Here is an 18,636-nt window from a genome sequence, read left to right on the forward strand (position 1 = left end):
GGGGGGGGGGGGGGGGGGGGGGGGTCGGCCGCCCGGCTTCGCGGGGGGGGGGGGGGGGGGGGGGTTGGTGGGGGGGGGGGGCCCCCCCCCCCCCCCCGGGGGGGGGGGGCCCCCCCCCCCCGGGGGGGGGCCCCACCGCGCGGGATCGGATCAGGGAAAGCGGCGGCCCGCACGGGGGTTCCGGCGGGTGGCGCGGCGCAGCTCCCGGGTGATGCGTTCGAGTTCGCCTCCTCCGCCGCGTCGGGGGGCGGGGCGCGCCGTTCGTCGCGAGCCCCCGAGGGCGCGGCGGGCACGGGCGACGATGCGATCGAGGGCGGACATCTGCGGATCACTCCCTTGGGTCGACTGCTGTTCGCCCTTCCGCTGCCCGCAGGGCGGCCGTTCATGCGCGCCGCGGCGGGGCGGTCCCGCCGCGGCGCGCAGCCCCCTCGTCAGCTCCCCGGATCGGGGTTCCGGCGTTTCCCCTGGTTCCTGAGGTACTCGCCGGCGCTGTCGCCGGCCTTGTCGATGTGCTCGTCGTACTTGCCGCCGGTCTTCTTCTTGGCCATCTCCGCGGCCTTGTCGATCCCTTTCTCCGCCTTGTCGCTGTGCTCTCCGGCGAGCCTCTTCGCCTTGTCGAAGGCGTCTCCGAGCTTGCCCACGCCGTCGCCCCCTCTGGTCGGACGGAGCCCTCCCGCTCCGCGCCTGCCCGTGGCCATACCCCGATGACCAGGGCGTATACCCGTCTGGGAGCGCTCAGACGCCCAGCACGACGCGTGCGACGGAGAAGTAGATGAGCAGACCGGTGGCGTCCACCAGGGTCGAGACCAGCGGCGCGGACACCACCGCGGGGTCGACGCCGGCCCTGCGGGCCAGCAGCGGCATGGTGCTGCCGATGACGGCCGCCCAGGTGCAGATCGCCACCACCGACAGCGCCACGGCGACCGCGATCCACGGGTCCACCAGCAGCGAGCCGATGGCCAGGGCGATCAGCGCGAGCATGACGCCCAGCAGCAGCCCGACCCGGGACTCCTTCCAGGCGACCCGGGGCAGGTCCCTGATGCGCACCTCGCCCACGGCCAGCGCGCGCACGATGGCGGTGGCCGACTGCGAACCGACGTTGCCGCCGGTTCCGGTGAGCATCGGGACGAACAGGGCCAGCGCGGTCACCTCCTCCAGGGTGGCCTCGAACCCCTGCATGACGTTGACGGTCAGCGTCGAGGCGACGATGAGCAGCAGCAGCCAGACCGAGCGGGCGCGGGCCAGCCGCAGCACGCCGACCGCGGCGTAGTGGCCGCTCACCGGGCTGGCGCCGGACTGGCGGGCGATGTCCTCGGTGTCGGCCGCCTCGATCAGTTCCAGGGCGTCGTCGAAGGTGAGCAGCCCGACGAAGCGCTCCTCGGAGTCGACCACGGGCAGTGCGACGAGGTTGGCCTCCTGCATGAGGCGGGCCGCGTCCTCGGCGGGCTCGGTGGCGTAGGTCCGTGCGGCGAACACGTCCACCAGGTCCTTCAGGACGGTGTCGGGCGAGCTGGTGACGAGTTCGCTGAGCTGCACCGTACCGGCCAGGCGGCGGCCCGCGTCGACGACGGGCAGGACGTGGACGGTCTCGGCCGCCGCGCCTTTGGCGCGCACCACCTCGAGGGCGCGGGCGACCGTGATGTCGCGGTGCAGGACCACCGCCTCGGGCGTCATGTACCGGCCGACGGACTCCTCGGGGTAGCCCAGCAGCGCCGCGGTCATCCGGCGCTCGGCGGGGCTCAGCCCGGCCAGCGCCCGCGCGGCGATCTTGGCCGGGGCCTCCTCGATCAGGCGGGCGCGGTCGTCCGGCTCCATCTTCTCCAGCAGCTCGCGGAAGGCCCCGTCGCGCAGGCTCACGAGGATCTCCTGCTGCTGACCGGGGTCGAGCTCCTCGAAGACCTCCAGCTCCCGCTCCTTGTCCAGGAGACGGAAGGGGACGACGGCGAGCGCCGAGTCCATTCGGGCCAACGCGTCGGCGATCTCGTAGAAGGGGTGCTCGGCCAGCCACAGCCGCATCCCGATCAGGTCGTTGGCGGCGACCAGGTCTGCCAGCTCGACCGGCTCGTCCTCGGATTGGGTCATCAGCTTCGCCAGATCACCACGAGGGCGCAGTCGTCGTTCTTGTCCTTGCTCAGGGTGTGCACGAGGTCCTCGGCGCCGCGGCCGAAGCCCTCGGCCACCAGGTTCTCGGCCTCGCCCAGGAGTTTGTCCACCCCGGAGTCGAGGTCCTCGCCGGGCGTTTCGATGAGGCCGTCCGTGTAGAGCATGATGGCGTCGCCGGGGCGCAGCCGCCCCCGTACGGCCGGATAGCTCATCGAGGGGATGACCCCGAGCACGACGCCCTTGGCGTCGGTGGTGCCCCACCCGCCGGTCGCGCTGTCGAACTGCACGGCGGGCGGGTGCCCCGCCGAGGCGAGGAGGTACTCCCCCGTCACCAGGTCGACGCTCAGGTGCACCGCGGTGACGAAGCCCTCGCCGACGGCGGTGCGCATCAGGTAGTCGTTGCAGTGCTCCAGGAACTCACCGCGCGGGACCGCGCTGATCAGGCCGCCGAAGGCGCCCGAGAGCAGCAGCGCGCGGGTGCCGGCGTCCACGCCCTTGCCGGAGACGTCGACCACGGCGACGTCGAGCCGGTCGTCCCGGCGCATGGAGACCACGAAGTCGCCGCCGAAGGACGAGCCACCCGCCTGGCGCAGGACCGCGGTGGAGTCCCAGCCGCGCGGGAGGTCGGGCAGGAGGCCCTGGGTGCGCAGGCGGTCGCGCAGTTCGAGGAGCATCTTCTCCCCGCTGAGCCCCTGCACGCCGAGCTGCTCGCGTACCCCCGACAGCAGGTAGGCCAGGACCGCGGTGACGCCGATGGTGACGGCGAGGCCCGGGCCGACCTGGCCGAGGTCCAGGGCGTAGGCGGTGAACGCCAGGACGGCGGCGACGACGGCGAGCAGGAAGGCCAGGCTCTTGCGTTTGAGCAGCAGGCCGCCCGCCAGGACGGTGAGGATGACGGCGCTGGGCGGGAACCATCCCGTGGGACCCCACACCGCTCCGACACCGATGCCGACGGCGAGCAGGACGAGGGTGATCAGGACGAGGCGGTAGCGGAAGAGCACTTTGCGTTTGAGCAGCGCGACAGCGCGTCGCACCAGTGAGCGGGCGAAACGAAGGATTCTGGTGGGCGGCGAAGTGCTCATCGCTGCCGAACTTTAGCGCGCGAAACCCACCCAAGCACGTCGCCCCACGGGCATTCCGTTCGAGACTTCGCATAACGGGCCAACCGATATGCGCCCAGGGCGCACCCCGAAAAATTCACAGAACGATTCATGATCCAGTATGGGCCCCAACTGCCGCCGCCGTCAGGCGAACGGCCTATCCCGTTCGCCGAACGGACCGGGACCGCCCTCCCGGGCGGCCGGCTCCGTCGAGCGGGACGGACCGGCGGACCACGTCCGCCACATCCTGCCACAGGTGCCTCCTGCCAGTTCAAAACGGGTACAAGAGCGAGATCTGGACGCCAAAAACCCGTGGCGCCCGACCGTGCCGCACTGGTAGGGACTACACCATGCCCAACACGCACCCCGCGGTCGCCCACGAGGCATGGACCGTACGCCCCGTCACCGAACCGGAGTTCCCCGACTTCTCCAGGACCTGCGCCGAGGCTCTGCTCAGTCCGGTCACGAGCGAGGAGCGGATCGAGCTGCACCTCGCCAACACCGACCTCGACCGCACGCTCGCCGCCTTCGACGGGGACCGGATCGTGGGCACCACGCAGGTGCACTCCTTCCAGATGGCGCTGCCGGGCGGGGTCCGGCCGGTCGCGGGCGTCTCCGCGGTCGGGGTGCTGCCCACGCACCGCCGCCGGGGCGTGCTCACCGCGCTGATGCGGCGCCAACTCCGCGACGTGTACGAGCGCGGGGAGGCCGTGGCCGCGCTGTTCGCCTCCGAGGGCGGGATCTACGGCCGGTTCGGCTACGGACTGGCCGCGCTGTCCGGGACCGTCACCGTCCGCAAGGGGGAGGGCGTGCTGCGCCCGGACGCTCCGCGCGACCCCGCGCTGCGGCTGCGCATGGCCGCCCCCGCCGCGGCGCGCGAGGAGCTGGCCGTGGTGCACCGGACCGCCGTGCCCGCCCGCGTCGGGGAGTTCCACCGCGGCGAGCGGTGGTGGGACCGGGTCCTGCGGGACCCCGAGACGGACCGGGGCGGTTTCAGCCCCTGCAAGGCCGTCCTGGTGGAGGACGGCGCGGGGCCGCTGGGGTACGCGCTGTACAGGGTGAAGCAGGACTGGGACGAATTCGGCAACGCCGACGGCTCGCTGAAGGTTGTGGAACTCCAGGCCACCGACCCCGCGGCCCACGCCATGCTGTGGGAGTTCCTGCTCAACCGCGACCTGGTGGGCACCGTCACCGCCGACCTGCGGCCCGCCGACGACCCCCTGCTGTACCTGCTGGCCGACCGCAACCGGGCGCGCATGACCCTGGACACCGGTTTCTGGGGGCGGCTGGTGGACCTGCCCAAGGCGCTGTCCGAGCGCTCCTACGCGGCTCCGGTGGATGTGGTCGTCGAGGTGTCCGACCCGGTGTGCCCGTGGAACGAGGGCCGCTGGCACCTGTCCGCGGACACCCGCTCGGCGCACTGCGAGCGCACCGAGCGCGAGGCCGACCTCGCGCTCGGCGTGGGGACGCTCGGCTCGGCGTACATGGGCGGCGAGCGCCTCACCTCGTACGCCGCGGCCGGTCTGGTGCACCGGGCCCGCCCGGGCGCGGTGGCGGAGCTGTCCACCGCGCTGGTCACGCCGGCGCTGCCGCACTGCTCGGCCATCTTCTGACGGGGCGGTCCCTCGCCGATCTCGGCCTTTCCGGGGTCTCAACCGCCTCCACGGCCCCGGAAGGGCCGAGGTCGGCGGGGAGGACCGCTACGGACCGGACGCTAGGGCAGCGGAGGGAGCTCGCCGGTGCGCTCGTAGGTCGAGAGCATGTCGATCCGGCGGCCGTGCCGCTCCTCGCCGCTGTAGGGCGTGGACAGGAAGACCTCGACGAAGCCGACGACCTCTTCGGGCGAGTGCATCCGGGCGCCGATGCCGATCACGTTGGCGTTGTTGTGCTCGCGGGACAGCCGCGCCGTGTCGGTGCTCCAGGCCAGGGCCGCCCGTACGCCCTTGACCTTGTTCGCGGCGATCTGCTCGCCGTTGCCTGAGCCGCCCAGCACGATGCCGAGCGCTCCCGCGTCGCCGGCGACGCCCTCCGCCGCGCGGAGTACGAACGGGGGGTAGTCGTCGACCGCGTCGTAGACGGTCGGTCCGGCGTCGACGACCTCGTGTCCCTGCTCCTTGAGCCAGGAGACGAGGTGCTCCTTCAGTTCGTAGCCGGCATGGTCGGATCCAATGTAAACACGCACGCCCCCAGTCTGGCAGGTCACCGGGGGGAACGCGGCCCGGGCGCGCCGGCGCCCGGCGGCCGTGAGCGGCCGCCGGGCGCCGGCGTGGTTCCGGTGTCCGGGGCTACGCCCCGATCCCTGCCTGGAAGACCGCGATGCCGAGCACCCCGAAGAGGATCCCGGACACGATGGCGACGACGTTCACCAGGACGATGGCCTTGAGGTCCTTGCTCACGGGGCCGGCCTTGGACGCGGACGACTGACTCAACTCAAACCACCTCGGCGTGATCGGGCAACGTGCTCACCGGAGATTTTGTCATAGTCCGTCATGGTTCGGGATCGGGGACGGGTCGATCCGCGCCTCATCCCCAGTGCGGGGGGACCTCGCGCGCCAGCTCGTCGATCCGGGAGTCGCCGTCCCCGTCCCCGACCGGCTCGCCCCAGCCCGCGCCGCGCTCGTCCGCGGTGGTGTCGGGCAGGATGTCCAGGTCGTCGTCGAAGAAGACCGGGCGCTCCTCATCCGGTTCGCTCATGCTCGCCCTTCCGGTCGGGGATCGGTTCAGTCGAAGATCGGTTCGCGGGTGCGGCTGCGCTTGAGCTCGAAGAACCCGTCGGTCCCCGCGACCAGCAGGACGCCGTCCCACAACCGCCCCGCGGCCTCGCCCCGGGGCGCGGGGGACACGACCGGACCGAAGAACGAGACTCCCTCGACCGATACCACCGGGGTTCCCACCTCCTGGCCGACCCTGTCCATGCCGTCGTGGTGCGACTTGCGCAGGGCCTCATCGTAGTCAGTGCTCCCGGCCGCCTCGACGAGGTCCGCGGGCAGGCCCGCGTCGGCCAGGGCCGCGGCGATGGTCTCCACCGTGTAGGGCTCCGCGCGGTTGTGCAGGCGGGTGCCGAGCGCGGTGTAGAACGGGCCCAGCACCTCGTTGCCCAGGCGCTGCTCGGCCGCGATGGCCACGCGCACGCCCCGCCACCTCTCCTCCGGCTGCGCCTCCCTGCCCTCGTTCAGCACCGCCAGGCTCATGACGTGCCAACGCGCCCGCACCGGGCGGACCTTCTCCACCTCCAGAAGCCAGCGCGAGGCCATCCACGCCCACGGACACAGAGGGTCGAACCAGAGGTCAACGGTGGTTCTCTCATCGGTCAACGTCATCTCTCCTCACGTCTTCACCCACGGACAGGAGCACGGTCGGCCCGGGCCGTCGCGTCCTCCAGTGGGAAACCACCGGAAACGTTTCCGCATTCCAGCCCTTGGCGTGGCAGGATCGATCCTGATCATCAACCAGGCCGCCCGCCCGCACGGCTGCGGACGCGGCGGCGGTCATCGAAACGGCCGGCGACGACGGCGGCCGCGAAGGGAGCGGGTCGTGGCAGGCAATCTGACGCGTGACGAGGCGCGGGAGCGGGCTCGGATCCTGGACGTCGAGTCCTACGTCGTGGAGCTCGATCTCACCTCGGACGATCAGACCTTCACCTCCACCACCGTGGTCCGGTTCGGCTGCTCCGAGCCGGGCTCCGGATCCTTCGTGGACCTGACGGCTCCGGCGGTGCGCGAGATCAGGCTGAACGGGGCCGCGCTCGACCCGGCCGAGGTGTTCGACGGCGAGCGGATCTCCCTTCCCTCCCTGGAGGGCTCCAACGAGCTCCGCGTCGTCGCCGACGCCGCCTACATGCGCACCGGCGAGGGGCTGCACCGGTTCGTCGACCCCGTCGACGGCAGCACCTACCTCTACAGCCAGTTCGAGACCGCGGACGCGCACCGGATGTACACGTGCTTCGACCAGCCCGACCTCAAGGCCTCGTTCGAGCTGACCGTGCTGGCCCCCGCGGACTTCGAGGTCGTCTCCAACAGCGCCCCCGACGCCTCCCGCGAACCGGTCGAGGGCGACGAGGCGGTGCGCTGGCACTTTCCGGCGACCAAGCCCATGTCGACCTACATCACGGCGCTGATCGCGGGTCCGTACCACGTGGTGCGCGACGAGCACGACGGCATCCCGCTGGGCGTGTACTGCCGGGCCTCCCTCGCCGAGCACCTGGACGCCGACGCGATCCTGGAGGTCACCAAGCAAGGATTCGACTTCTTCCACGGCCTCTTCGGCGTCCGGTACGCCTTCGGCAAGTACGACCAGCTGTTCGTGCCGGAGTTCAACGCGGGCGCGATGGAGAACGCCGGCGCGGTCACCTTCCTGGAGGACTACGTCTTCCGGTCCCGGGTGACCGACGCCCGCTACGAGCGCCGCGCCGAGACGATCCTGCACGAGATGGCGCACATGTGGTTCGGCGACCTCGTCACCATGCGCTGGTGGGACGACCTGTGGCTGAACGAGTCGTTCGCCACGTACGCGAGCGTGTACTGCCAGGCCCAGGCCACCAGGTGGACCGACGCCTGGACGACCTTCGCCAACGTGGAGAAGGCGTGGGCGCTGCGCCAGGACCAGCTGCCCTCCACCCACCCGATCGCCGCCGACATCCCCGACATGCAGGCCGTGGAGGTCAACTTCGACGGCATCACCTACGCCAAGGGCGCGTCGGTCCTCAAGCAGCTGGTGGCCTACGTGGGGGTGGACGCGTTCTTCTCGGGCGTGCGCGAGTACTTCGCCGAGCACGCCTGGGGCAACACCGAGCTGTCCGACCTGCTGACCAAACTGGAGAGCGCCTCGGGCCGGGACCTGTCCGGCTGGTCCCGGGAGTGGCTGGAGACCGCGGGTGTGAACACCATGCGCCCGGACTTCGAGGTGGACGGCGACGGGAACTTCACCTCGTTCGCGGTGCTCCAGGAGGCGGCCCCGGACCACCCGACGCTGCGCTCGCACCGGCTGGCCATCGGCCTGTACGACCGGACCGACGCGGGAATCACCCGCCGGCACCGGGTCGAGCTGGACGTGAGCGGCGAGCGCACCGAGGTGCCCGAGCTCGTGGGCACGGCCCGGCCCGACCTGGTGCTGATCAACGACGACGACCTGACCTTCATCAAGCTCCGCCTGGACGAGCGGTCGCTGCGCACGGTGACCGAGAGCGTCGGCGAGATCGCCGAGTCGCTCCCCCGGGCGCTGGCCTTCGCCGCCGCCTGGGACATGACCCGGGACGGCGAGATGGCCGCGCGCGACTACGTGCGCCTGGTGGTCACCGGCCTGGGCGGGGTCGACGACGTGGCGGTCGCGCAGACCCTTCAGCGCCAGGCGCTGTCGGCGCTGGTCAACTACGCCGCGCCCGACTGGCGCGCCGAGGGCTTCGACCTGCTGGCGGCTCGGCTGCGGGACCTGCTCAGCGCCGCCGCGCCGGGCAGCGACCTCCAGCTGGCCTACGCGCACGGCTTCGCCGGCACCGCGCGCTCGCCCGAGCACCTGTCCCTGCTCCGGGGCCTCTTCGACGGCGCGATCGTGGTGGACGGCCTGGAGATCGACACCGACCTGCGCTGGACGCTGCTGCGCTCCCTGGTCGCGGCGGGCACCGCCGGTGAGGACGAGATCGCCGCCGAGCTGGAGAGGGACCCCACGGCCGCGGGCGAGCGGGCCGCCGCGGGCTGCCGCGCCGCGGTTCCCACCCCCGAGGCCAAGGCCCTGGCCTGGGAGCGGATCACCGGCGGATCGCTGGCCAACGCCGAGTTCCGCGCGACCCTGGGCGGCTTCATGGAGCCCTCGCACAGCGAGCTGCTCCGCGAGTACGTCGACAAGTACTTCGACCTGCTCGCCGAGGCGTGGGCCAAGTGGACCGGCGAGTTCGCGCAGACCTTCGCCGAGTTCGCCTACCCGGGCCACCTGATCGAGGAGGAGACGCTGCGCCGCACCGACTCCTACATCGAGACCGAGTCCCCTGCCCCGGCCCTGCGCCGCCTCCTGCTGGAGGGCCGCGCGGGCGTGGAGCGCGCCCTGCACGCCCGCGCCAAGGACGCCGAAGCCGGGAGGTGACCCCCGCCCGGTGAACGACGCCCGCCGCGCCCCCGTCCGGGGGCGCGGCGGGCGTCCCCGTCAGGCCCGGGGGCCGGGGCGCGGCGCGACGTCGGCCAGGGGGCCCAGCGCGGCGCGCACCGCGGCCACCCGGTCCTGGCCGGTGACCAGGTCGTCGAGCAGGACCGGCACCCCTTCGGCGTCGGTGAGGGGGATCCGCCAGTTCGGGTACTCGGTACTGGTTCCGGGCTGGTTCTGCATGCGGTGGTCCCCGACCAGGTCGGTCAGCGCGACGCCGACCATCCTGGACGGGGTGCGCCGCAGGTAGCCGTGCAGGGCCACGACCACCGCGGCCGGGTCCGAGACGGGGTCGACCGAGGGGTCCAGCAGGCCGAGGTCGACCAGCATCGCGCGCCAGGCCGCCACCTGGGACTCGGCCTCGGCGCGCTCCCGCTCGACCGGACGGGTCAGCAGGCCGAGGTGGTCGCGCAGGTCGACGTGCTCGGCGGACACGAAGGAGGCCACCGGCGGCAGGTCGTGGGTGGCCACGGTGGCCAGGCAGTCCGCGCGCCAGGTCTCGGGGCGGCGCGGCCGGTTGGCCTCGTCCCGCTCGAACCACAGCACCGACGTGCCCAGGATCCCGCGTTCGGCGAGGTGGTCGCGGACCCACGGCTCGACGGTGCCCAGGTCCTCGCCCACCACGAGCGCCCCCGCCTCGTGCGCGGCGAGCAGCAGCGCCCCGACCATCCCCTCGTGGTCGTAGCGCACGTAGGCGCCCTCTGCGGGGGAGGCGCCCTCCGGCACCCACCACAGCCGGAACAGGCCCATGACGTGGTCCACCCGGATACCGCCCGCGTGCCGCATCGCCTGGCGCATCTGCTCCGCGAACGGCAGGTACCCCTGCTCGGCGAGCCGGACCGGGTGCCACGGCGGCTGGCCCCAGTCCTGGCCCTGCTGGTTGAACTCGTCCGGCGGGGCGCCCGTCCGCACCCCGGCGGTGAGCGCGTCGCCGTACATCCACGCGTCCGCGCCGCCGCTCTGGACCCCCACCGCGAGGTCGTGCACGATCCCGACGCCCATCCCCGCCGCGCGGGCGCTGGCCTGGGCCGCGGCGAGCTGCTCGTCCATGAGCCACTGCACCCAGCGGTGGAAGTCCACGGCCGGCCGGCGGCGCAGCGCCTCGTCCCGGGCCCCGGCGCCGTCCGGGTCGCGCAGCCGCTCGGGCCAGCGGCGGTGGTCGAACCCGTACTCCTCGGCGATCGCGCACCAGGTGGCGTACTTCACCAGTGCGTCGCCCTCCCGGTCCAGGTAGGCCCGCAGGGCCTCCTCCCGGTCGGGGTCGCGCCGGGCCTGGAAGAGGATCTCCAGTGCCGCGCGCTTGGCCCGCCAGACCGCGTCGCGGTCGATCAGGTCGGCGGTGCGGCTCCGCTCCCGTAGCGGGCGGGCGAGCCGCTGGACCGCCTCGCGGTGGACGGGGCGCAGGCCCGCGTACTCCGGGACGTCCTCGACGCGGATGTAGAGGGGCGTGACGTAGCGGCGGCTGACCGGCAGGTAGGGCGAGGGCTCCAGGGGCGGGACCGGTTCGGTGGCGTGGATGGGGTTGACGAGGGTGAAGGACGCTCCCAGGTCCCTTGCCGCCCAGTCCGAGAGCTCGGCGAGGTCGCGCAGGTCTCCCATCGCCCACGAGGCGCGCGAGCGGACCGAGTACAGCTGGGCCATCAGCCCCCACAACCGCCGCCCCTCGGGGACACGGGGGGCCGGCAACCGGTCGGGCACCACCAGCAGGGGCGCGCGTTCGCCGCGCCGGCCGTACTCCACGCGCAGCAGGTGCGCCCCGAGCGGCAGGTCGGGGCCGGGGACGACCGTCCCGCCGCCGGACAGCTCGACCCAGGCCCGGGCGCCGTCGGGGAGCGGGACGTCCGGAGCCCGGCCCCGCCGGACGACGACGGACACCGGAAGCAGCCGGCCCGCCCGGCGCTCCCTGTGCGCCCGGAGCGCGGCGCGGGGGTCGTCCACGTCCAGGCCGAGCACCCCGAGCACGTGGCGCAGCGTCGGCGGGGGGACGTCGACCCGGTCGCCCCGCCAGTCCACGTAACTCGTGGAGACGCCGTGTTCCTCGGCCAGGCGGACCAGCTCAGCATCGCTCACAGGAACCGATCATGCCCTACTCCGGCCCGCATCTCCGGTACCTTCGGCAACCGGTCGCGGACACGGCCCGGTTTCCGTCCGACCGGGACGGCCGCCTCCGGGGCGGGCCGGACGGCGGCCCGAAACGCCTCGCCCCCGGGGTCCTCCCACTTCACCGAAATGGCGGAGGGCTCCCTTTCCTCCTCGTCATACTGGGCGGGTGCTGAAGTCCTATCGTCCGCTGTTTTCCATCCCCCACCTCCCGAACCTCTTCGTCTGGTCCCTCGCCGCCCGCCTCCAGGTCGCGGGCCTGCCGATCGGGGTCACCTTCCTCGTCGCGGACTGGACCGGCTCCTACGCCCTGGCCGGCGTGGTCACCGCGACCCTGACCGTGGGGACCGCGGTGGCCGGGCCGCTCCGGGGCCGGATGGCCGACAGGGGCCGCGTCGACCGGCTCGTGGCCGTGTGCGGCCTCGTCTACAGCGCCGGGCTCCTGGCGCTGGCCCTCCTGCCCGGTTCGCTGTGGTGGGCGGCCGTTCCGCTGACCCTGGTCACCGGCCTGTTCATGCCGCCCGCCAATCAGGTCGGCCGGGCGCTGTGGCCCCGGCTGACCTCCGGTCCGGACCGCACGACGATGTACGCGGCCGAGGCCACCTTCCAGGAGCTCCTGTTCGTGGTGGGACCGCTCATGGCGGCCGCGGCCGTGGGCTGGGGCGGCGGGCGCGCGGCCGTGCTCCTGATGGGCGCGACCTCCCTGGTGGGGGCGCTGGGCTTCGCCGCCGCGATCCGCAGGGCCGGAGTCGCCGCCGCCCCCGTCCCGACCGGGGGCGGCCGGGCCGCGCGGGGGCGGCGGTCGCTGCTGCTCCGGCCCGAGCTCACGGTGCTGATCGCCGTGTGCACGCTGCTGGTCGGCGGGCTCGCGGCCGTGGACCTGGTCATCGTGGCCTGGGCTCGGGAGCTGGGCTCTCCCGGCCACGCCGGGGGCCTCGCGGCGGTCTGGGCCCTGGGGTCGCTGGTCGGCGGCCTCGTGGCCGGCGGGCTGCACGGGACGCCGCGGATCCCCCGCAGGGCGTTCTCGGCCGCGTTCGGGACCGCGCTGCTGATCCCGCTGCTGCCGCCCCTCACGGAGCTGCCCACGCCGTGGCTGCTCTCCCCGGTGCTGTTCGCCGCCGGACTGGCCATCGCCCCGACGCTGGCGGCGGTGACCGAGCGGCTCGGTGATGCCGCCCCGGAGGACCGGCGTGCCGAGGCCTTCGGCTGGATGAGCACCGGGATCACCACGGGGGTCGCCCTCTCCGCTCCGCTGACCGGCTGGCTGGTCGACGCGGGCGGCGTCGCCTCGGCGGTGGCGGGCGGGGCGGTCCTGATCCTGGCCGCCGCCGTCCTCACCCTCCGTGTCCCCCAGCCCGGCCCGCACGGGACCCTCGGGACCGTACGGGCCGCCTGAGCGGCGCACCCCTACCTGTTCCAGATCTCCGGGACGCGTCCGATCCACGGCCGGGCCGCCTCCAGCTGCGCGGACAGCGAGATGAGCGTCGCCTCGTCGCCGAGCTGCCCGGCGAGCATCACGCCGATGGGCAGGCCCTCGGCGGTGGTGTGCAGGGGGATGTTCACCGCGGGCTGGCCGGTGATGTTGTAGATGCCGGTGAACGGGGTGAACGCGGTCATCCGGTCGTACTCGTCGGCGGGATCCCCGGTCTCCTCGAAGTACCCGAGGGGCGCCGGCGGCGCGGCCAGGGTCGGGGTGAGGACCGCGTCGTAGGGGGCGAGCGCGGTCAGCGCGGCCCGGCTGAGGCCCTGCAGCGCGGTGGCGGCGTCCAGGTACTCGGGGGCGGACGTGGCGCGGCCCCTCTCGCGCAGCCAGCGGGTCAGCGGGCGCAGCCGGTGCTCGTCCCCGGGCGGGACCGGGGTGCGGGTCGCCGCCACCGCCCACACGGTCGCGAAGTGGCCCGTCTGCGAGCCGTCGAAGGGCGGCTCGACCTCCTCGACGTCGTGCCCGAGGTCGCCCAGCAGCAGGACCGCCTCCCGGTAGGCCTCCAGGACGTCGGGGTGCACGTCCACGCCCGGGACCGGCGGGGTGGCGAAGCACGCCACCCGCAGGCGCCCGGGCGCGCGTCCGGCGTGGGCGAGGAAGGTCTCGCCCTCGGCGAGCGGCCGGGCGGTGTGGTGGTCGCCGGGGCGGCTGATCGCGATGACGTCGAGCAGCAGCGCCGCGTCGGCGACCGTGCGGGCCAGCGGGCCGGTGGCGCCCAGCCCGACGAGGTCGGACCGCGGGGCCGCGGTGACCCGTCCCCGGCTGGGTTTGACGCCGTACAGCCCGCACACGCTGGCCGGGATGCGGATCGACCCGCCGCCGTCGCTTCCCTGGGCCAGCGGCGCCAGCCCCGCGGCCACGGCGGCCGCCGCCCCGCCGCTGGACCCCCCGGCCGAGCGCGCGGTGTCCCACGGGGTGCGCGCGGGCGGGGCGACCTCGTTCTCGGTGTGGCACGGCATGCCGAACTCGGGCACGTTGGTCTTCCCGGTGAAGACGGCCCCGGCCCGGCGCAGTTCGGCGACGTACTCCTCGTCCGCCTCCGCGACCCGGTCGGCGAACACGCGCGATCCTCCCGTGCAGCGGACTCCCGCGACCATGTCGAGGTCCTTGATCGGCACGGACACCCCCAGCAGCGGCGGCAGGCGCTCCGGCGTGTCGGACAGCAGCCGCTTCTCCGCCTTCCGAGCCTGTTCGCGGGCCAGTTCGGGGGTGACCGTAACGAAGGCCCCGACCTCGTCGCCGAGCCGCCCGATGCGGTCCAGGTAGTGGTCGGTGATCTCGACGGGGGACAGTTCACGGCGGTTGACCAGCTCTGCCTGCTGCACCGCGGTGAAGTCATGGATTTCACTCACGAACGTCGAGGTTAGGCAAAACCCGCGAGGGCGGCCACCGCTCCGGAGGCGGTCCTCGTCCTCTCCAGAGAACCTCGAAGGGTAATCCTTCCCACTCAGGCCTGGAAGCACACCCGGAGGAAACCACCCAGCAGGGAACAAAAGTGTGAGTTCCAATGGGCTAGGAGCCCGCGCGATATCGAACTACGCTCAAGGGCGTGGAATCGGCAACAAGTACCAGGCAGGACGAGCCCCCCGAGGTCGACGACATCGGTCGGCGCCGGAGCGCTCCCGTCTCGCCCTTCAGCGCACGCGAAGGCGGCCGCGGGCCCTCGAACCCCAAGGACGCCGTTCTCCAGACCTACCGCTCGTTGTTGCGGCCGGGCGCCAACCGCCGCTGGCTGCTGCGCGGCGCCGCCTGCGTCGCGGCCGCCATCGTCGCCGGGCTGCTGACCCGGGACTGGCGGATCGGCGTGACGATCGGCGGCGCGGTGCTCGTCGGGCTCATCGTGCACACCGCGCGGCGCCAGTCCGAGGTCCCGCAGTGGCGCAAGCCCTCGGCCGCCCGGCGCCGGACCGAGGCGCAGCTCAAGGTGATGCAGCGCTTCGGCTACCGGGTCCTGCACGCCCGGCGCATCCAGGACGGCAACGGGCAGATCGACCACTTCATCGTGGGGCGCCGGGGTGCGTTCGCCATCGACTCCGAGACCTGGGACAAGCGTCTTCCCCTGCGCAACAAGCTGGAGAAGCTCTACCACGGCCGCTTCTCCAAGAACGAGCGGATCGACGAGGCGCTGGCGGAGGCGCGCAACGCCGAGCGCCTGATCAGCGCGGAGCTGGGCCGGGAGATCAAGGTCCGCGCGTCGCTGGCGATCTACGGGCCGAGCATGCCCTGGGACAGCCACCGGCTGCGCGGGGTGGACATCATCACCGGTACCAAGGTCCGCAAGTGGCTGCGCAGCGGAAAGGACCGGCTCACCCCGGAGGAGATCGACGAGATCTACGCGGCCGCCGAGAAGGTGCTCCCGGCGCGCTACTGACTCCCTCCCCTTCCCGACGTTCGGACTCCAGGGCGGCGCACGCGCCGCCCTGTCTCATTATCTGGTCCCCTCATCTTCAAGTGCGAGATACGAGCACTGGGCCGGGGGGACTACCATCGAGGGAACTCTGCACGCCAGTTCCGACCCCGGGCGGCACGTCCGTGTCAGGCCGCGCCCGTACGGACAACCGACGGAACACCCGCCGCTCCGTCCCGCCGCCGGTCCCGGTTCTTCTCGACGGGAGCACACTCCATGCCCGCGCTTCGTTCACGCACGGTCACCCACGGCAGGAACATGGCCGGTGCGCGCGCGCTCATGCGCGCCACCGGTGTGGAACGTGAGGACTTCGGCAAGCCCATCGTGGCGGTCGCCAACAGCTTCACCCAGTTCGTGCCCGGCCACGTGCACCTCCGCGAGGTCGCCGACGTCGTGGCCGACGCCGTGCGCGAGGCCGGCGGTGTCCCGCGCGAGTTCAACACCATCGCCGTGGACGACGGCATCGCCATGGGGCACAGCGGCATGCTGTACTCCCTGCCCAGCCGCGAGCTGATCGCCGACTCCGTCGAGTACATGGTGAACGCGCACTGCGCCGACGCGCTGGTGTGCGTGTCCAACTGCGACAAGATCACCCCGGGCATGCTGCTGGCCGCGCTGCGCCTGAACATCCCCACGGTGTTCGTCTCCGGCGGGCCGATGGAGGCCGGCAAGGTCACCGTCGTCAACGGGACCGCCACCACGGTGCGCAAGCTGGACCTGATCAACCCGATGATCGCCGCCGCGGACGAGAGCGTCTCCCAGGCCGAGCTGGACGAGATGGAGGAGGCCGCCTGCCCCACCTGCGGCTCCTGCTCCGGCATGTTCACCGCCAACTCGATGAACTGCCTGACCGAGGCCATGGGCCTGGCGCTGCCCGGCAACGGCACCGTGCTCGCCACGCACGTGGCCCGCAGGCGCCTCTACGAGGACGCCGGACGCCTCGTCGTGGAGGCCGCCAAGCGCTACTACGAGGACGACGACGCCTCGGTGCTGCCGCTGTCCATCGCCACCCCGGCGGCGTTCGAGAACGCGATGGCGCTGGACGTGGCCATGGGCGGTTCCACCAACACGATCCTGCACCTGCTGGCCGCGGCCACCGAGGCCGGCGTGGACTTCGGCCTGGACGAGATCGACGCGGTCTCGCGCCGGGTCCCGTGCCTGTGCAAGGTCGCGCCGAACACCGAGAAGTACCACATCGAGGACGTGCACCGGGCCGGCGGCATCCCCGCCATCCTGGGCGAACTGGCGCGCGGCGGCCTGCTGGACACCTCGCTGCCCACGGTGCACGGCAAGACCGTCGGCGAGTTCCTGGCCGAGTGGGACATCGTCTCCCCGGACGTGCGGCCCGACGCGGTCGAGCTGTTCCACGCCGCCCCGGGCGGCAGGCGCAGCACCCAGGCCTACTCCCAGGACACCCGCTGGGACACCCTCGACCGCGACCGCGAGTCCGGGTGCGTCCGCGCGGTCGGGCACGCCTACACCAAGGACGGCGGCCTGGCCGTGCTCAGGGGCAACCTCGCCCCCGACGGCGCCATCGTCAAGACCGCGGGCGTCGAGGAGGAGCTGTGGACCTTCAGCGGCCCCGCCAAGGTGTTCGAGAGCCAGGACGACGCCGTGGACGGCATCCTCAACAAGCGCGTCAGCCCCGGTGACGTCGTCGTCATCCGCTACGAGGGCCCCAAGGGCGGCCCGGGCATGCAGGAGATGCTCTACCCGACGAGCTTCCTCAAGGGCCGCGGCCTGGGCAAGGCGTGCGCGCTGATCACCGACGGCCGCTTCTCCGGAGGCACCTCGGGGCTGTCGATCGGGCACGCCTCCCCCGAGGCCGCCGCCGGCGGCGACATCGCCCTGGTCGAGGACGGGGACGTCATCAGCATCGACATCCCCGGCCGGCGGATCGCGCTGGACGTCCCCGAATCGGAGCTGGACGCGCGCCGCGAGCGCCTGGTCAAGGAGCTGGGCGGCTTCCGCCCCCGCGACCGGCAGCGGCCGGTGAGCGCGGCGTTGCGCGCCTACGCGGCGATGGCCACCTCGGCGTCCACCGGTGCCGCCCGGGACGTCTCCCAGGTCGAGGGACCCCGCCCGTAGCGTCCACCGGGGGGAACGCCGAAGGGGACCGGCCCGTTGCGGGCCGGTCCCCTTCGGCGTTCCCCCCGGTCAGCCGCAGCACCCGCCTCCGCAGCACCCTCCGCCCCGGGGCTCGGCCGGGGCCTGCGCGAGCCCGCCCACCCCGACGGTGGACAGCAGCTTCACGGTGTCGTCGTGCCCCTCGGGGCACTCGGCGGGTTCGTTGGCGGCCGCCATGGGCCGGGACACTTCGAAGGTGTCGCCGCAGGCACGGCAGCGGAAGTCGTAACGAGGCATGGCACCAGGATAGGAGGAAGCCCCCGTACCCCGGTCCGGCCGGACAGCGGGTGGGGGGACGACGCGGTAGCGCCCCGGATCGGGGTGGGACCCTGACCCGATCCCGGGGCGTTCGCCGGTCAGGCCGCTCGCGCCATGTACTGGGCCCAGAGGGGATCTCCGTGGTTCTCACCGTTGATGAGACGCCAGTGCATGCCCCGGGGAACCGTGGGGGTCACGTTCAACTCCCAACCGAGTTCGTCCAGGAGCCGATCGGCCTTGCGGTGGTTGCACGACCTGCAGGAGGCGACGACGTTCTCCCAGACGTGCGCGCCGCCGCGGCTGCGCGGGATCACGTGGTCGATGGTCTCGGCCCGCTTCTCGCAGTAGGCGCAGTGGTAGCCGTCCCGCCGCATGAGGGCCACCCTGGTCAGGGGCACTCTTCGCCGGTACGGCACCCGGATGTAGCGGTACAGCCGGATGACCGACGGCACCGACAACGCCGTGGTCGCCGAGTGCAGGACGGCGCCGGCTGCGTCGCCGTGCACGACTTCGGCTTTTTCCCGCAACACCAGCAGAATCGCTCGGCGCAGCGGCACGGTCGTCAGTGGTTCGTAGCTGGCGTTGAGCAGCAGTACGTGACGGCTCGCTGTGCCGCCCCCCGTACCGCGCCGGGCGCTCATACCTGCCTCCGGGCCGCCGGCGCGCCGGCCACCCGTGTCTCATCCCCGGCCAGCCTGTCGGCCAGCCAGGAAACCTCCCTATGGACCGGCCAGACGACCGGTACTCTTCGCGTTGCCACACGGACCTCCCGTGGGTGGTTCCCGCCGAGTAACGTCCCTCATTCAGTTTGCTTGGTCGGAGGATGTCGCCGCCACCCTATTTCAGCACCGTGTCGTGAAAAACCGTGTGAAATCGAATGATCACGGTATGGCGGGGGCTTGCGGCGGCTTTCGTCGGAGAGCGCT

The 18,636-nt window shown here is 72.9% G+C and carries 16 protein-coding genes; 5 read left to right on the forward strand and 11 right to left on the reverse strand.

All coding sequences use genetic code 11. From position 1 onward, the window contains the following. Positions 1-431: 431 nt before the first annotated feature. From EV190_RS17005 to EV190_RS17015, 3 genes are all read right to left on the reverse strand, one after another. The gene (locus EV190_RS17005) at positions 432-641 is read right to left on the reverse strand and encodes an antitoxin (RefSeq protein WP_133742571.1); all 210 of its coding nucleotides are present in this window, start codon (positions 639-641) and stop codon (positions 432-434) included. A 94-nt stretch (positions 642-735) separates the two neighbouring features. After that, positions 736-2,082, reverse strand: coding sequence for a magnesium transporter (mgtE, locus tag EV190_RS17010; RefSeq protein WP_133742572.1), 1,347 nt, complete (start codon positions 2,080-2,082; stop codon positions 736-738). Beyond that, a complete protein-coding gene (locus tag EV190_RS17015) occupies positions 2,082-3,185 on the reverse strand; it encodes a PP2C family protein-serine/threonine phosphatase (protein WP_133742573.1) in 1,104 nt (367 codons plus the stop codon). The genes mgtE and EV190_RS17015 overlap by 1 nt, the downstream gene beginning before the upstream one ends. Positions 3,186-3,553: 368 nt before the next feature. Here EV190_RS17015 and EV190_RS17020 point away from each other — a divergent pair, with 368 nt between their 5' ends. Beyond that, a complete protein-coding gene (locus EV190_RS17020; RefSeq protein ID WP_133742574.1) occupies positions 3,554-4,816 on the forward strand; it encodes a GNAT family N-acetyltransferase in 1,263 nt (420 codons plus the stop codon). 101 nt (positions 4,817-4,917) lie between these two features. On the opposite strand, the gene EV190_RS17025 is transcribed toward EV190_RS17020, so the two are convergent. From EV190_RS17025 to EV190_RS17030, 4 genes are all read right to left on the reverse strand, one after another. After that, the gene (locus EV190_RS17025) at positions 4,918-5,385 is read right to left on the reverse strand and encodes a ribose-5-phosphate isomerase (RefSeq protein WP_133742575.1); all 468 of its coding nucleotides are present in this window, start codon (positions 5,383-5,385) and stop codon (positions 4,918-4,920) included. 103 nt (positions 5,386-5,488) lie between these two features. After that, positions 5,489-5,632, reverse strand: coding sequence for a hypothetical protein (locus EV190_RS23490; RefSeq protein WP_166655489.1), 144 nt, complete (start codon positions 5,630-5,632; stop codon positions 5,489-5,491). A 94-nt stretch (positions 5,633-5,726) separates the two neighbouring features. After that, positions 5,727-5,897 carry a hypothetical protein gene (locus tag EV190_RS23495; RefSeq protein ID WP_166655490.1) on the reverse strand — a complete coding sequence of 57 codons (171 nt, stop codon included), beginning with the start codon at positions 5,895-5,897 and terminating at the stop codon, positions 5,727-5,729. Positions 5,898-5,923: 26 nt separating this feature from the next. Next, positions 5,924-6,517 (reverse strand): mycothiol-dependent nitroreductase Rv2466c family protein, encoded by a 594-nt coding sequence (locus EV190_RS17030; protein ID WP_133742576.1) that lies wholly within the window; start codon positions 6,515-6,517, stop codon positions 5,924-5,926. Between the two features lie 220 nt (positions 6,518-6,737). On the opposite strand from EV190_RS17030, the gene pepN reads away from it, so the two are divergent. Then, positions 6,738-9,278 (forward strand): aminopeptidase N, encoded by a 2,541-nt coding sequence (pepN, locus tag EV190_RS17035; protein ID WP_133742577.1) that lies wholly within the window; start codon positions 6,738-6,740, stop codon positions 9,276-9,278. A 60-nt stretch (positions 9,279-9,338) separates the two neighbouring features. On the opposite strand, the gene malQ is transcribed toward pepN, so the two are convergent. Beyond that, entirely contained in the window at positions 9,339-11,405 is a 2,067-nt protein-coding gene (gene malQ, locus EV190_RS17040; RefSeq protein ID WP_133742578.1) for a 4-alpha-glucanotransferase, read from the reverse strand. Between the two features lie 199 nt (positions 11,406-11,604). Here malQ and EV190_RS17045 point away from each other — a divergent pair, with 199 nt between their 5' ends. Beyond that, positions 11,605-12,831, forward strand: a complete 1,227-nt coding sequence (locus EV190_RS17045) for an MFS transporter (protein ID WP_133742579.1) — start codon at positions 11,605-11,607, stop codon at positions 12,829-12,831. 11 nt (positions 12,832-12,842) lie between these two features. Here EV190_RS17045 and EV190_RS17050 read toward each other — a convergent pair whose 3' ends face one another. After that, complete coding sequence (locus tag EV190_RS17050) at positions 12,843-14,270, reverse strand: amidase (RefSeq protein WP_133742580.1); 1,428 nt, start codon at positions 14,268-14,270, stop codon at positions 12,843-12,845. 350 nt (positions 14,271-14,620) lie between these two features. Here EV190_RS17050 and EV190_RS17055 point away from each other — a divergent pair, with 350 nt between their 5' ends. Both EV190_RS17055 and ilvD read left to right on the forward strand, forming a co-directional pair. Then, a complete protein-coding gene (locus tag EV190_RS17055; protein WP_394345537.1) occupies positions 14,621-15,289 on the forward strand; it encodes a nuclease-related domain-containing protein in 669 nt (222 codons plus the stop codon). A 252-nt stretch (positions 15,290-15,541) separates the two neighbouring features. After that, the gene (ilvD, locus tag EV190_RS17060) at positions 15,542-17,413 is read left to right on the forward strand and encodes a dihydroxy-acid dehydratase (protein WP_133742581.1); all 1,872 of its coding nucleotides are present in this window, start codon (positions 15,542-15,544) and stop codon (positions 17,411-17,413) included. A gap of 69 nt (positions 17,414-17,482) precedes the next feature. Here the strand turns inward: ilvD and EV190_RS17065 are convergent, their stop codons facing one another. Both EV190_RS17065 and EV190_RS17070 read right to left on the reverse strand, forming a co-directional pair. Continuing rightward, a complete protein-coding gene (locus tag EV190_RS17065; RefSeq protein WP_133742582.1) occupies positions 17,483-17,689 on the reverse strand; it encodes an FmdB family zinc ribbon protein in 207 nt (68 codons plus the stop codon). Positions 17,690-17,808: 119 nt separating this feature from the next. Continuing rightward, positions 17,809-18,351, reverse strand: coding sequence for an HNH endonuclease (locus EV190_RS17070; RefSeq protein WP_133742583.1), 543 nt, complete (start codon positions 18,349-18,351; stop codon positions 17,809-17,811). Positions 18,352-18,636 lie beyond the last annotated feature (285 nt).

Source organism: Actinorugispora endophytica (genome assembly GCF_004363075.1).
Classification (GTDB): Bacteria; Actinomycetota; Actinomycetes; order Streptosporangiales; family Streptosporangiaceae; genus Actinorugispora; species Actinorugispora endophytica.